This window comes from Blastococcus sp. SYSU D00813, from assembly GCF_054050735.1.
On the sequence record NZ_JBJGZX010000062.1, the window covers coordinates 1 to 13,106 of the forward strand.

Sequence of the window (13,106 nt, forward strand, 5' to 3'; positions counted from 1 at the left end):
CGCAGCACCCGGGGTATTACTTGGCACTGACTTTCGGCACGCTGTTGAGTTCTCAAGGAACGGACGCGCGAAGAACCAGACCCCCTGAGAGGCCCTCGTCAACGGCGGCTTGTCCCACTGTACGCCGGTCTCGGAGGCTGGCCACCCGGGGGTGTTCGCTCCGCGGCCCTCGCGGGCCCGATCCGGCAACAGTGAGAACCATACACGCCCCTGGAGGGGGCTGCACGGAGGGGGGGTGCGGCCTCCGTCACGGCGTTCCCGGGGCCCCTCAGAGGCCGAGGAACGACTCGATGCCGACGGTCAGACCGGGGCGCCGGCGGACCTCGCGCACCGCGAGGAGCACGCCGGGCATGAAGGACGCACGGTCGTAGGAGTCGTGCCGCAGCGTCAGGGTCTCCCCCTCGGCGCCCATCAGCACCTCCTGGTGGGCGACCAGCCCGGTCAGCCGCACCGCGTGGACGTGCACGCCGTCGACGTCGGCCCCCCGGGCGCCCGGGAGCGCGTCCGTGGTCGCGTCCGGCGAGGCGGCCATGCCCGCAGCGCGCCGGGCGTCGGCCACCAGGCGGGCGGTGCGCACCGCCGTCCCCGAGGGGGCGTCGACCTTGTTCGGGTGGTGCAGCTCCACGATCTCGGTGGAGGGGAAGAAGCGCGCGGCCTCCTGCGCGAAGCGCATGAGCAGGATGGCGCCGATCCCGAAGTTGGGCGCGATCACCACCCCGAGCTCGGGCTTGGGCTCGAGCCACCCACGCACGGTGTCCAGCCGCTCCTGGTCGAAGCCCGTCGTCCCCACCACGCAGTGGATGTCCTGGTCGATGCAGAAGCGGATGTTGTCCATGACGACGTCGGGGCGGGTGAAGTCCACGACCACCTGCGCGCCGGCGTCGGCGACGTTGAACAGCCAGTCCCCCGCGTCGACCATGGCGACGAGCTCCATGTCGTCCGCGGCGTTCACGGCCTTGACGACCTCGGCGCCCATCCGGCCGCGCGCGCCGAGGACCCCCACGGACACCAGGGGCGACTCGCCCGCTCCCGTGCTGGCGTCCTGCGGGCCGGGGGCGGGCGCGGCGGTGGTCACCGGGTCAGGTTTCCGGTCGTCCGGCCGGGGCGCAAGCCGCCGTCCGCCTACCGGGACGTGCGGTCGCGGGCGATCCCCGCCCAGGCCAGGAGCCCGAGCGCCACCCCGAGCACGTCGGCGAGCCAGTCGGCGATCGAGCCGGACCGCTCCAGCGGGGCCAGCGCCTGCACGACCTCGCTCACCAGGGCGTACCCGGTCAGCAGGACCGCCAGCTCCCGCGGCCGGACCCCCGCCCACCGGCCGGCGAGCGCCAGCGCGGTGAAGAGCAGCAGGTGCACCACTTTGTCCACGCCGAACGGCGCCGAGGGGACGTCGTCGCCCGGGGTGAACAGCACCGCGAGCGAGACCAGGACGGTGACCGCGAGGACGCCCCGGGACAGCGCCCCGTGGACGGCGAGGACGGGGTGCGCCATCAGAGCCGGTCGAGGTCGGACTCGCGGTAGGGCCCGACGACCGCCAGGCACGTCGGCCGGGTCAGCAGGTCGGCGGCGACGGTGCGCACCTGGCCGGCGTCGACCGCGTCGATCCGGGCGAGCACCTCGCGGACGGGCACGTACTCGCCGTGGGAGAGCTCGCTCTTGCCCAGCCGCGTCATCCGCGAGCCCGTGTCCTCCAGGCCCAGCACCAAGCCGCCGCGGAGCTGGCCGCGGCCGCGCGCGACCTCCTCCTCGGTGAGGCCCTCGGCCGCCACCCGAGCCAGCTCCTCGCGGACCAGCCGCAGCACCTCGGGCACCCGCTTGGGCGAGCAGCCGGCGTACACGGAGAAGGCGCCCGTGCCGGCGTAGTGGGTGAGCGCCGAGCCGACGCTGTAGACCAGGCCGCGCTTCTCCCGGATCTCCTGGAACAGCCGCGAGCTCATGCCGCCCCCGACCGCGGTCTCCAGGACCGCGGCGGCGTGCCGGCGCTCGTCCAGCCGGCCGATGCCCACGCTGCCCAGGAGCAGGTGGGTCTGCTCGGTCCGCCGGCGGATCAGGCCCGTGGGCCGCGCCGGCCGGTCGAGGACGACGTCCTCCCCCGTCCGCAGCGGCGCCGGCGCCGCGCGCCCGGTGAGCCGCTCGCCGAAGGCGCGGTGCACCAGCTCGAGGACCTGCTCGTGGGTCACGCGGCCGGCCGCCGTGACCACGATCGACGGGACGGCGTAGCGGCCGCGGTACCAGCCGTCGACGTCGTCCCGGCTCAGGGACTCGATCGACTCGACCGTGCCGAGCACCGAGCGGCCCAGCGCGGTGCCGCCGAAGAGCGTCTCGGCGAACAGGTCGTGGACCGCGTCGGCCGGCTCGTCGTCGCGCATGGCGATCTCCTCGAGCACGACCGTGCGCTCGCTCTCGAGGTCGTCGGCGGTGTTGAGGGCGTCGGTGACCAGGTCACCGAGGATCTCGACGGCCAGCGGCAGGTCGCTGGCGAGCACGTTCGCGTAGTAGCAGGTGTGCTCCTTGGCGGTGAAGGCGTTCATCTCACCGCCGACGGAGTCCATCGCCGTCGCGATCTCCAGGGCCGACCGGGTGCGGGTGCCCTTGAAGAGCAGGTGCTCGAGGAAGTGCGAGGAGCCCGCCAGCGCGTCGGTCTCGTCGCGCGAGCCGACGCCCACCCAGATGCCCACCGTCGCCGAGAGGACGCCGGGCATGGTCTCGGTGAGCACCCGCAGGCCGCTGGGCAGCAGCGTGCGCTCGACCCGGCCGCCGACGTCGTCGACGTCCAGCACCTGGGTGACCCCCGCCTCCGTGAACCCGGCCGGGGCCGGGACCGACGCTGCTGCGTCGGCCCCGGCCCCGGGGGTCGCTCTGTGCTCCGGAGGCATGCGCCCCGTGCTCACGCGTCCTGCGGCGCGGCCTCGGCAGGAGCGGCCTCGGCTGGGGCGCCACCGTCGCCGTCGCCCTCGGCGGCCACCGGCACGAGGCTGATCTTGCCGCGGGCGTCGATGTCGCTGATCTCGACCTGCAGCTTGTCGCCGACGTTCACGACGTCCTCGACCTTGCCGATGCGCTTGCCGCCACCGAGCTTGCTGATGTGCACCAGGCCGTCCTTGCCCGGGAGCAGGGAGACGAAGGCACCGAACGGCGTGGTCTTGACGACCGTGCCGAGGAACCGCTCCCCGACCTTGGGCATCTGCGGGTTGGCGATGGCGTTGATCCGGTCCACCGCGGCCTGGGCCGAGGGGCCGTCGGACGCGCCGACGTAGATCGTGCCGTCGTCCTCGATGGTGATGTCCGCGCCGGTCTCGTCCTGGATCGCGTTGATCATCTGGCCCTTGGGGCCGATGACCGCGCCGATCTTGTCGACCGGGATGCGCACCGTGGTGACCCGCGGCGCGTACGGGCTCATCTCGTCGGGGCCGTCGATGGCCTCGCCCATGACGTCGAGGATGTGCAGCCGGGCCGCGCGGGCCTGGGTCAGCGCACCGGCGAGGACGTCGGAGGGGATGCCGTCGAGCTTCGTGTCCAGCTGCAGGGCCGTCACGAAGTCCTTGGTGCCGGCGACCTTGAAGTCCATGTCACCGAACGCGTCCTCGGCGCCGAGGATGTCGGTCAGCGCGACGTACTCGGTCTTGCCGTCGACCTCGTCGGAGACCAGGCCCATGGCGATGCCGGCGACCGGCGCCTTCAGCGGCACACCGGCGTTGAGCAGCGCGAGCGTCGAGGCGCAGACCGAGCCCATGGACGTCGAGCCGTTGGAGCCCAGCGCCTCGGACACCTGCCGGATCGCGTAGGGGAACTCCTCGCGGTCGGGCAGCACCGGCAGCAGCGCGCGCTCGGCGAGCGCGCCGTGGCCGATCTCGCGGCGCTTGGGCGAGCCCACGCGCCCGGTCTCACCGGTGGAGTACGGCGGGAAGTTGTAGTTGTGCATGTACCGCTTGCGCGTCTCGGGCGACAGCGTGTCCAGCTGCTGCTCCATGCGGAGCATGTTCAGCGTGGTGATCCCCAGGATCTGGGTCTCGCCGCGCTCGAACAGCGCCGAGCCGTGCACCCGCGGCACGACCTCGACCTCGGCCGACAGCGGCCGGATGTCGGTGACGCCGCGGCCGTCGATGCGGACCTTGTCGCGCAGGATGCGCTGGCGGACGACCTTCTTGGTCACCGAGCGGAAGGCGGCCGAGACCTCCTTCTCGCGGCCCTCGAACCGGTCGGCCAGGGCGGCCTTCACGGCCTCCTTGAGCTCGTCGGTCGCGGTCTCGCGCTCCTGCTTGCCGGCGATCGCCTGGACCTCGGCCAGCTTCGCGGCGGCCTCGGCCTCGACGGCGGCGTACACGTCGTCCTGGTAGTCCAGGAACCGCGGGAAGTCGGCGACCGGCTTGGCGGCCTTCTCGGCCAGCGCGGCCTGCGCGTCGCACAGCGCCTTGATGAACGGCTTGGCGGCCTCGAGGCCCTGGGCCACGACCTCCTCGGTCGGGGCGGTGGCCCCGCCGGCGACGAGCTCGATCGTCTTCTCGGTCGCCTCGGCCTCGACCATCATGATCGCGACGTCGCCGTCGGGCAGGGCCCGGCCGGCCACGACCATGTCGAACACGGCCTCCTCGAGCTCCGTGTGCGTCGGGAAGGCGACCCACTGGCCGCGGATGAGCGCGACGCGGGTGCCGCCGATCGGACCGGAGAACGGCAGGCCCGACAGCTGGGTGGACGCCGACGCGCCGTTGATGGCCAGCACGTCGTACAAGTGGGACGGGTCCAGCGACAGGACCGTGATGACGACCTGGACCTCGTTGCGCAGGCCCTTGGCGAAGGTCGGGCGCAGCGGCCGGTCGATCAGGCGGCAGGTGAGGATCGCGTCCTCGGACGGCCGGCCCTCGCGGCGGAAGAACGAGCCGGGGATGCGCCCGGCGGCGTACATGCGCTCCTCGACGTCGACCGTCAGCGGGAAGAAGTCGAAGTGCTCCTTGGGCTGCTTCCCGGCCGTGGTGGCCGACAGCAGCATGGTGTCGCCCATGCTGACGACGACGGAGCCGGCGGCCTGCCGGGCGAGCCGGCCGGTCTCGAAGGTGATGCTGCGGCTGCCGAAGCTGCCGTTGTCGATGACCGCGGTGGCGGTGGTGACCCCGTCCTCGGGGTCGAACTCGGCAGCGATGCTGCTGCTGGTGGTGGGTGCGGACATGCTGTCCTCTTCCTACGTCGCATGCGGCGACGTCCTCTATTGGCGCTGTCGCGCCGGATGTCCTCTCGTGGCGCCCTGCGCCGACTGCGTCCGGGGCGACCGGTCTTCGATCGAAACCCCCGGGTCTGCGTTCCCCACGAGGGGGACGGCATGCCCGGGGGCCACCACCGAGGACCGGACCGCATCTGGCCGGATCGGCCGGAGGCCGGGGTCCGTGCGGCGGGTGCCGCACGGAAGAGGGGACCGTCCCGACCGGGACGGTCCCCTCGACGTGCTAGCGGCGCAGACCCAGCCGCTCGATGAGCGAGCGGTACCGGTTGATGTCGGTCTTCGCCAGGTAGTTCAGCAGCCGGCGACGACGGCCGACCAGCAGGAGCAGGCCCCGCCGGCTGTGGTGGTCGTGCTTGTGCTGCTTGAGGTGCTCGGTGAGGTCGCTGATCCGACGCGTGAGCATCGCGACCTGGACCTCGGGGGAGCCGGTGTCGTTCTCGACCGTGGCGTACTCGGTCATGATCTGCTTCTTCGTCGCGCTCTCGAGCGCCATCGGTCGCCTCCCGGCGGGCAGGTGTGCGCCCCCGGTCTGCATCACGGGGGCAGGTGGACACACGAGTCGGGTCGGAACCCGACACCTCATCGTACGCGGTCCCCGGGAGCGCACCGGAACGGCGTGGTGCGCGGGCCCCGTCGGGGTCACCTCAGAGCTGGAGCAGTCTCCGCGCCTCGACCAGGTCGGCGTCCATCTGCGTGATGAGGTCCTGCATCCCGGTGAAGCGCACCTGGCCGCGCAGCCGGGCGCTGAACTCGACGCCGCAGTGCTCGCCGTACAGGTCGCCGTCCCAGTCGATGAGGTGGGCCTCGACCGTGCGGCGGGTGCCGTCGAAGGTGGGGTTGGTGCCGACCGAGATCGCGGCCGGGAACCGTGCGCCGCTGGCACCCTCGACGTCGCGCAGGACGAAGTGCCCGACGTAGACGCCGTCGGCGGGGACCGCCGTGTACGGCGGGCTCTCCACGTTCGCGGTCGGGTAGCCCATCTGCCGGCCGCGGCGGTGCCCGCGGACGACGACGCCGTCGACCCGGTGCGGCCGGCCCAGCGCGGCCGAGGCCGACTGCATGTCACCGGCGGCGACGCAGGCCCGCACGTAGGTCGAGGAGATCGTGAGCTCCTCCTCCTCGGCGAGGCTGGCCAGGCCGACGCCCTCGACCGAGAAGCCGAAGCGTCGGCCCTCCGTGGTCAGCGTCGCGACGGTGCCGGCGGCCCGGTGCCCGTAGGTGAAGTTCTCCCCCACCACGACGTGCGACGCGTGCAGCGTCGAGGCCAGCACCGTGTGCGTGAAGGACTCCGGCGACAGCCGCATGAGGTCCTGGGTGAACGGCAGCACGCACATGGCGTCGACCCCGAGCTGCTCGACCAGCTCGGCCTTGCGGTCCAGCGAGGTCAGGATCGCCGGGTGCGACCCCGGCCGGACCACCTCGGCCGGGTGCGGGTCGAAGGTCAGCAGCAGGCACGGCCGGCCCAGCGACCGGGCGCGCGCGACCGCCGCGCCGATCAGCTTCTGGTGACCGCGGTGCACCCCGTCGTACATGCCGATCGTGACGACGGTGCGACCGAGGTCGTCGGGGACGGCGTCGAGCCCACGCCAGCGCAGCACCTCAGGAGACCCGGTGCAGCCAGCCGTGGGTGTCGGGCACCCGGCCGTGCTGGATGTCGAGCAGGTGCCCCCGCAGCCGCATGGTGAGCGGGCCCGGGCTGCCGTCGCCGACGGTGAAGTCGCCGGTGCGTGCCTTCACCTCGCCCACGGGCGTGATGACGGCGGCCGTGCCGCAGGCGAAGGTCTCGGTCACCGTGCCGTCGGCCACGCCGGCCCGCCACTCGTCGACGCTGAACTTCCGCTCGGTGACCCGGTGACCGAGCTCGCGGGCGACGGTGATGAGCGAGTCGCGGGTGATGCCGGGCAGCAGGGTGCCGGTGAGCTCGGGGGTGACCAGCTCGGCGTCGTCCCCGGAGCCGAGGACGAAGAACAGGTTCATCCCGCCCATCTCCTCGACGTAGCGCTTCTCGTGCGCGTCGAGCCACACGACCTGGTCGCAGCCGGCGTCGATCGCCTGCTCCTGCGCCAGCAGGCTGGCGGCGTAGTTCCCGGCGCACTTGACGTCGCCGGTGCCGCCGGGCGCGGCCCGGATGTAGTCCTCGGAGAGGTAGACCGACACGGGGTGCACGCCGCGCGGGAAGTAGGCGCCGGCCGGGCTGGCGATGACGAGGAAGAGGTACTCGTGCGCCGGCCGCACACCGAGGAAGGGCTCGGTGGCCAGCTGGTAGGGCCGCAGGTACAGCGTCTGGTCGGGGCCGGTGGGCACCCACTCGCGGTCGGCGTCGACGAGGGCGTCGACGGCGGACAGGAAGGCCTCCTCCGGCACCGGCGGCATCGCCAGGCGGCGGGCGCTGCGGGCGAAGCGCGCGGCGTTGGCCTCGGGGCGGAACGTCGCCACGCTGCCGTCGGGCTGGGCGTAGGCCTTGAGGCCCTCGAAGATCGACTGCGCGTAGTGCAGCGCGGCGGTGGCCGGGTCGACCTGCAGCGGCGCGTAGGGGGTCAGCCGGGCGTCGTACCAGCCCTCGCCGACGCGGTAGCGCGCCACGAACATCGAGTCGGTGAAGTAGCGGCCGAAACCGGGGTCGTCCAGGAGCTGCTGCCGCTCGGCGGCCGGACGGCGCCGGGCCTCCTCCACGACGACCGGTACGCCCTCGGTGAAGACCCGGGGGGAGGTACGGCTGTCGGCGAGGGTGTCGGTCATGGCTCCCACCTGCGTGTCGGGCGGGCCCGCCGGTGCTGCGGACCCGCCCGCTCACAGTAGTCCGGCGCCCGTGGCCGGTGGCCGCCGCGGTCCGGTGGCCACCGGCGGGCGTCAGGCCTGGTTCTCCTGGTCCACCTTCGGCCCGGCGCTCTCGATGACCTCGTAGGACCACAGGTGCGACGACTGGGCGGCCGCCGGGGCGAGGGTGTCACCGCCGCCGGAGTGCGCGCGGTCGAAGTCCTGGCTGGACTGCCAGGCCTCGTAGGCGGCCTCGGTCTCCCACCGGGTGTAGACGAGGTACTGGTCGGTGCCCTCCTGCGGGCGCAGCAGCTCGAACCACTCGAAGCCGGGGGTGCTCTCGACCGCACCGGCCCGTCCGCGGAAGCGCTCCTCGAAGCGCTCCTGCCGCTCCTTGGGCACGGTGATCGCGTTGATCTTCACGACGCTCATGCGGGTGCCTCTTCCCCGGCCCGACGGCGGTCAACCGCGCTGATCAGCCGGGTGGGAAGCCGACCGTCACGCGTGCCGTGCGACCGGCGTCCTCGAGGAGTGCGACCAGCCGGCCGGCGGGGTCGACCGCGGCCGTGAGCCCCGGCGTGCCCGTGGCCGGGACGCGCTGGCCGTAGCCCAGGGCGGTGGCCTCCTCGGCGGTCACCGCGCGGGCCGGGAACACCGCCGTCGCCGCCTCGGTCAGGCCCAGGACGCCGCGCCCTCCCCCGGCGGCGAGCGCGGCCGCGGCGTCCTCGACCGGCGCCGCCTGCTCCGTGGTGAAGGGGCCCGAGGCCGTCCGCCGCAGGGCGGTGAGGTGACCGCCGACACCGAGGGCGGCGCCCGCGTCCCGGGCGATGGCCCGGATGTAGGTGCCGGCGGTGCAGACCACCGTGACCTCGACGTCGACCAGGTCGGGGGTCGGCCGGTGGACGCGGTGGACGTCCAGCCGGTGCACGGTGACCGCGCGCGGCTCGAGGACGACGTCCTCGCCGGCCCGGACGCGGTCGTAGGAGCGCCGGCCGGCCACCTTGACCGCGCTCACGGAGGAGGGGACCTGCAGCAGCGGCCCCGTCTGCGCGGCGAGGGCGGCCCGCACCGCGTCGTCGTCCAGGTGCCCGGCGGAGGTCGTGGTCAGCACCTCCCCCTCGCGGTCGTCGGTGACGGTGCTCTGGCCCAGTCGGACGGTCGCCTCGTAGGTCTTGTCCGAGCCGCTCAGGTGCCCGAGCAGCCGGGTCGCGGCGCCGACGCCGAGGACCAGCAGGCCGGTGGCCATCGGGTCGAGGGTGCCGGCGTGGCCGATCCGGCGGACCGACAGCGCGCGCCGGGCGCGGGCGACGACGTCGTGGGAGGTCATGCCGCCGGGCTTGTCGACGAGCAGGATGCCGGGGGCGACGTCGGCGTCGGGACGGCGGGGGCTCACAGCGGGGTCCCCGCGGGGACCTGGAGCGCCGGCGGAGCGTCGTCGTGGAGTGCGCTCATGCGCCCACCGTCGCAGGTGCGCTCAGCCACCGGTCCCCCGCCACCCGCACGAGCACGGCGACCAGGCGCAGCGCGATGAAGAGGGTCAGCCCGGTCCAGATGCCGGCCAGCCCGAGGTCGAGCGGACCCGCCAGCAGGGACAGCGGCAGGAACCCGACGACGGCGGCGCCGATGGTGACGGTGCGCAGGTAGCCCACGTCGCCGGCACCCATCAGGACGCCGTCCAGGGCGAAGACGACGCCGGCGAGCGGCTGGAAGCCGGCGAGGAACCACCACACCAGCTCCGCCTGCTCCTGCACGGCCGGGTCGTCGGTGAACAGCGGCACGAGCACCCCGCGCAGCGCGAGCAGCAGCACGGCGACCGCGATCCCGGTGCCCAGCCCCCACCACACGACCCGGAGCGCCGTGGCCCGGGCCGCGCCGGGCCTCCCGGCCCCGAGCGCGTGCCCGACCAGGGTCTGCGCGGCGATCGCGTAGGCGTCGAGCACCAGGGCGAGGAAGAAGAACAGCTGCAGGGCGATCTGGTGGGCGCCCAGCTCGGCCTGGCCGGCGCGGGCGGCCACGCCGGCCGCGACCAGGAACGCCAGCTGCAGGACCGCCGCCCGCAGCAGCAGGTCGCGGCCGAGGAGCAGCTGGGCGCGGACCGCTCGGGGCCGCGGCCGCCAGTCGGCACCCTCCCGGACGAGCGCCCGGACGAACAGCGCCGCGGTCAGCGCCTGCCCGACGACGTTGGCCACCGCCGACCCGGGGAGCCCCAGACCCGCGGTGTGCACCAGCAGCGGGCACAGGACCAGGCTGGTCAGCGACCCGGCGAGCACGTACCGGACCGGCCGGCGCAGCTCCTGGACACCGCGCAGCCACCCGTTCCCGGCCAGGGAGACCAGCAGCAGCGGCGCGCCGAGGGAGGCGACGCGCAGCCACTCCTCCCCGGCCTCGGCCACCTCTCCCCCGCCGCCGGCGAGCAGCCGGGTCAGCGGCCCGGCCAGCACCTGGAACAGCAGCAGGACGCCGGCGCCGAGGGCCACCGCGAGCCAGGTGGCCTGCACACCCTCCGCGACCGCACCGGCCCGGTCACCGGCCCCCGCGCGGCGCGCGGCGCGGGCGGTGGTGCCGTAGGCGAGGAAGTTCAGCAGGGCCGCGGCCCAGGCCAGCAGCCCCCCGCCGACGGCGAGCCCGCCCAGCGGCACGGTGCCCAGGTTCCCGACGACGGCGGTGTCGACGAGCAGGTACAGCGGCTCGGCGGCCAGCACGACCAGCGCCGGCGCGGCGAGGGCGAGGACCGACGGCCCGCGGCGCGGGGTCCCCAGCGGTTCGGAGGCACCGGGCCGCGGAGGGCGGAGACCTGCCGGCCCGGTGGCCTGGTCCGGCTCCACGTCAGCCGGGGACGGCGCCTGGCCGCGGTGCCGACCGGGAGGTCGGCGACGCGCAGAGCTCGGCGCGGATGGCCGCGATGGTGCCCTCCCGGTCGGCGTGCGAGGTGAAGCCCGCGGCGGCGCGGTGGCCCCCGCCGCCCAGCGCCATGGCCACCCGGGACAGGTCGGTGGCCCCCCGGGAGCGCATCGACACCGACCAGGTGCCGTCGTCCTGCCCCTTGAGGACGCAGGCGACGTCGGCCTCCTCGGTGGAGCGGACGACGTCGACGAGGGCCTCGAGCTGTTCGGCGGGCAGGCCGTGCTCGGCCGCCTCCGCGGTGCTCGACCACGTCCACACCAGCCCGGCGCCGACGGCGAGCTCCAGCTGCGCCCGGCCGGTGACCTGCGAGAGCAGGCGCAGCCAGCCGAACGGCGCGGTGTCGAACAGCCGGCGGCTGATGCCGGCGTGGTCGATCCCCGTGGCCAGCAGGCGCGCGGCCAGCTCGTGCGTGTCGGGCCGGGTGCTGCCGAAGCGGAAGGAGCCGGTGTCGGCGGCGAGCCCGGCGTACAGGCAGGTGGCGAGCTCGGCGTCGAGGGTCACCCCGAGCTCGTCGAGCAGGCCGGCGACCAGGGTGACCGTCGCCGGCGCGCCGGGGTCGACGACGCGGACGTCGCCGAAGCCGGGGTTGCTCGCGTGGTGGTCGAGCACGACGGAGGTGCCGGCCCGCTCGAGCAGCGGCGCGAGCTCGCCGAGGCGACCGGGCGAGGCGGCGTCCAGGCTGACGAAGACGTCGGGCGAGGACGGCACCTCCGACGAGGGCACCAGGCCGGCGGCGCCGGGCAGCCAGGACAGGGACACCGGCAGCACGAACGGCTCGGGGAACGTCGCGAGCACCCGCGCACCGCACCGGCGCAGGGCGCCGGTCAGGGCGAGGGTGGAGCCCAGCGCGTCGGCGTCGGGCTGCACGTGCGCGCACAGGACGACGGTCGCGCGGGCGGCGGCGGCGTCGGCGAGGACACCGGCCGCCGTCCGCCCGGTGCCCGGTGACGGCTGCGGGACGGCGCTCACTTCGGTCCGGGATCGGCGACCGGCGGCGCGTTCGGCTCCTCGCGCACGTCGCCGCCGGCCACCGGGATGGGCGGCCCGCCGTCGTCGGGCTCGTCGGCGGCGATGCTCGCCGTCTCGCCGATCTGGCCGGTGCGCCCGCCGAGGGTCGGGTCGCCGTCGGCCGGCATCTCCGTGCCCCCGAGCTCGACGCGGTCCTGCCCCTCGTCGGGGAGGGCCGGGTCGGGGTCGTTCTCGCTCATGCGCTCGCGCTCCTGCTCTCGGCGGGGACGTCGCTGCCGGCCGCCGGCGCGTCGGCGGTGTCGTCGTCGTCCTCGTCGTCGTCCTCGGCCGGGTGGCGGTAGGGGTCGGCGTCGCCGGCGTAGGTGGCGTGCTCGCGCAGCCGGGCCAGCTCGGCGTCGGCGGACCTGACCCGCTCGAGGGCGGCGTCGAGCTCGCGCGCGGTGTCGGGGACGTGGTCGGCGACGAAGGCCAGGGTCGGCACGAACTTGATCCCGGTCTGCTTGCCGACGGTGGACCGCAGGACGCCGGTGGCGCTGGCCAGCGCCTTGGCCGAGTCCTCGACCTGCGTGGCGTCGCCGTAGACGGTGTAGAAGACGGTGGCCTCGCGCAGGTCGCTGGTCACCCGGGCGTCGGTGACCGTCACCATGCCCAGCCGGGGGTCCTTGATCTGGGACTCGATCGCCGCGGAGACGATCTGTCGGATGCGCACCGCGAGCTTGCGGGCGCGGGCCGGGTCGGCCATGGCACCTCCAGGTGACTCGATGGAACGGCCCCCGTGCAGGGGCCCGCGCCGCGCTGGCGAGGTGTGGGGGGCACGGGGGTCCTTAATCGGTGTCGCTGAACAGCTGCCGGTGCGTCGACAGCAGCGTCACCTCGGGCCGGTCGGCCAGCAACCGCTCGCAGGCGTCGAGGACGTCGGTGACCTGACCGACGTCCCCGGCCACGGTGGCGACCCCCACCTGCGCCCGGCGGTGCAGGTCGGTGTCGCCGACCTCGGCGGCGGCCACGGAGAAGCGGCGCCGCAGTTCGGCCACGATCGGCCGGACGACGGCGCGTTTCCCCTTGAGCGAGTGGACGTCGCCGAGCAACAGGTCGGCGGTGAGCGTGCCCGTGAACACGCCCACCGCCTCCCCGTCAGTTGCTGGAACGGCTCCGCTGCAGGGTCCCGCGCCGCGCGTGGGAGGGGCGGGAACCTGCAGCCGGGTCCTTGCACAGTCGCGCCGCTTCTCGCGGTCCTCGAACGTCTCGATGACGTCCTGGAGCT

The 13,106-nt window shown here is 74.5% G+C and carries 14 protein-coding genes; all 14 read right to left on the bottom strand.

Annotation, left to right across the window (positions count from 1 at the left end; translation table 11 throughout):
• Positions 1-268 precede the first annotated feature (268 nt).
• The gene (gene dapB, locus ACI8AX_RS23040) at positions 269-1,075 is read right to left on the bottom strand and encodes a 4-hydroxy-tetrahydrodipicolinate reductase (protein WP_456552206.1); all 807 of its coding nucleotides are present in this window, start codon (positions 1,073-1,075) and stop codon (positions 269-271) included.
• Positions 1,076-1,122: 47 nt separating this feature from the next.
• Positions 1,123-1,488 carry a VanZ family protein gene (locus ACI8AX_RS23045; protein WP_456552207.1) on the bottom strand — a complete coding sequence of 122 codons (366 nt, stop codon included), beginning with the start codon at positions 1,486-1,488 and terminating at the stop codon, positions 1,123-1,125.
• Positions 1,488-2,777 carry a M16 family metallopeptidase gene (locus tag ACI8AX_RS23050; protein ID WP_456552208.1) on the bottom strand — a complete coding sequence of 430 codons (1,290 nt, stop codon included), beginning with the start codon at positions 2,775-2,777 and terminating at the stop codon, positions 1,488-1,490. Before ACI8AX_RS23050 ends, ACI8AX_RS23045 begins: the two co-directional genes overlap by 1 nt.
• A gap of 107 nt (positions 2,778-2,884) precedes the next feature.
• Positions 2,885-5,161 (bottom strand): polyribonucleotide nucleotidyltransferase, encoded by a 2,277-nt coding sequence (locus tag ACI8AX_RS23055; RefSeq protein WP_456552209.1) that lies wholly within the window; start codon positions 5,159-5,161, stop codon positions 2,885-2,887.
• Positions 5,162-5,435: 274 nt separating this feature from the next.
• Positions 5,436-5,705 carry a 30S ribosomal protein S15 gene (gene rpsO / locus ACI8AX_RS23060; RefSeq protein WP_014742314.1) on the bottom strand — a complete coding sequence of 90 codons (270 nt, stop codon included), beginning with the start codon at positions 5,703-5,705 and terminating at the stop codon, positions 5,436-5,438.
• A 151-nt stretch (positions 5,706-5,856) separates the two neighbouring features.
• Positions 5,857-6,810: a bifunctional riboflavin kinase/FAD synthetase gene (locus ACI8AX_RS23065; RefSeq protein ID WP_456552210.1), complete on the bottom strand. Its 954-nt coding sequence runs from the start codon at positions 6,808-6,810 to the stop codon at positions 5,857-5,859.
• A gap of 1 nt (position 6,811) precedes the next feature.
• A complete protein-coding gene (locus ACI8AX_RS23070; RefSeq protein WP_456552211.1) occupies positions 6,812-7,951 on the bottom strand; it encodes a branched-chain amino acid aminotransferase in 1,140 nt (379 codons plus the stop codon).
• A gap of 111 nt (positions 7,952-8,062) precedes the next feature.
• The gene (locus tag ACI8AX_RS23075) at positions 8,063-8,401 is read right to left on the bottom strand and encodes an antibiotic biosynthesis monooxygenase family protein (RefSeq protein WP_456552212.1); all 339 of its coding nucleotides are present in this window, start codon (positions 8,399-8,401) and stop codon (positions 8,063-8,065) included.
• 43 nt (positions 8,402-8,444) lie between these two features.
• A complete protein-coding gene (gene truB / locus ACI8AX_RS23080; RefSeq protein ID WP_456552213.1) occupies positions 8,445-9,362 on the bottom strand; it encodes a tRNA pseudouridine(55) synthase TruB in 918 nt (305 codons plus the stop codon).
• A 55-nt stretch (positions 9,363-9,417) separates the two neighbouring features.
• Positions 9,418-10,794, bottom strand: coding sequence for an MATE family efflux transporter (locus ACI8AX_RS23085; RefSeq protein ID WP_456552214.1), 1,377 nt, complete (start codon positions 10,792-10,794; stop codon positions 9,418-9,420).
• A 1-nt stretch (position 10,795) separates the two neighbouring features.
• On the bottom strand, positions 10,796-11,842 hold the full coding sequence (locus ACI8AX_RS23090; protein WP_456552215.1) for a DHH family phosphoesterase: 1,047 nt from the start codon (positions 11,840-11,842) through the stop codon (positions 10,796-10,798).
• On the bottom strand, positions 11,839-12,081 hold the full coding sequence (locus ACI8AX_RS23095; protein ID WP_456552216.1) for a hypothetical protein: 243 nt from the start codon (positions 12,079-12,081) through the stop codon (positions 11,839-11,841). Before ACI8AX_RS23095 ends, ACI8AX_RS23090 begins: the two co-directional genes overlap by 4 nt.
• Positions 12,078-12,584: a 30S ribosome-binding factor RbfA gene (gene rbfA, locus ACI8AX_RS23100; RefSeq protein ID WP_456552217.1), complete on the bottom strand. Its 507-nt coding sequence runs from the start codon at positions 12,582-12,584 to the stop codon at positions 12,078-12,080. Before rbfA ends, ACI8AX_RS23095 begins: the two co-directional genes overlap by 4 nt.
• 82 nt (positions 12,585-12,666) lie before the next feature.
• Entirely contained in the window at positions 12,667-12,966 is a 300-nt protein-coding gene (locus ACI8AX_RS23105) for a DUF503 domain-containing protein (protein ID WP_456552218.1), read from the bottom strand.
• Positions 12,967-13,106: the final 140 nt, after the last annotated feature.

Excerpts from the sequence above, each read along its gene's own strand:
- ACI8AX_RS23045 (WP_456552207.1), bottom strand. The coding sequence starts at position 1,488 with ATGGCGCACCCCGTCCTCGCCGTCCACGGGGCGCTGTCCCGGGGCGTC.
- ACI8AX_RS23055 (WP_456552209.1), bottom strand. The coding sequence starts at position 5,161 with ATGTCCGCACCCACCACCAGCAGCAGCATCGCTGCCGAGTTCGACCCC.
- rpsO (WP_014742314.1), bottom strand. The coding sequence starts at position 5,705 with ATGGCGCTCGAGAGCGCGACGAAGAAGCAGATCATGACCGAGTACGCC.
- ACI8AX_RS23070 (WP_456552211.1), bottom strand. The coding sequence starts at position 7,951 with ATGACCGACACCCTCGCCGACAGCCGTACCTCCCCCCGGGTCTTCACC.
- ACI8AX_RS23075 (WP_456552212.1), bottom strand. The coding sequence starts at position 8,401 with ATGAGCGTCGTGAAGATCAACGCGATCACCGTGCCCAAGGAGCGGCAG.
- ACI8AX_RS23095 (WP_456552216.1), bottom strand. The coding sequence starts at position 12,081 with ATGAGCGAGAACGACCCCGACCCGGCCCTCCCCGACGAGGGGCAGGAC.
- rbfA (WP_456552217.1), bottom strand. The coding sequence starts at position 12,584 with ATGGCCGACCCGGCCCGCGCCCGCAAGCTCGCGGTGCGCATCCGACAG.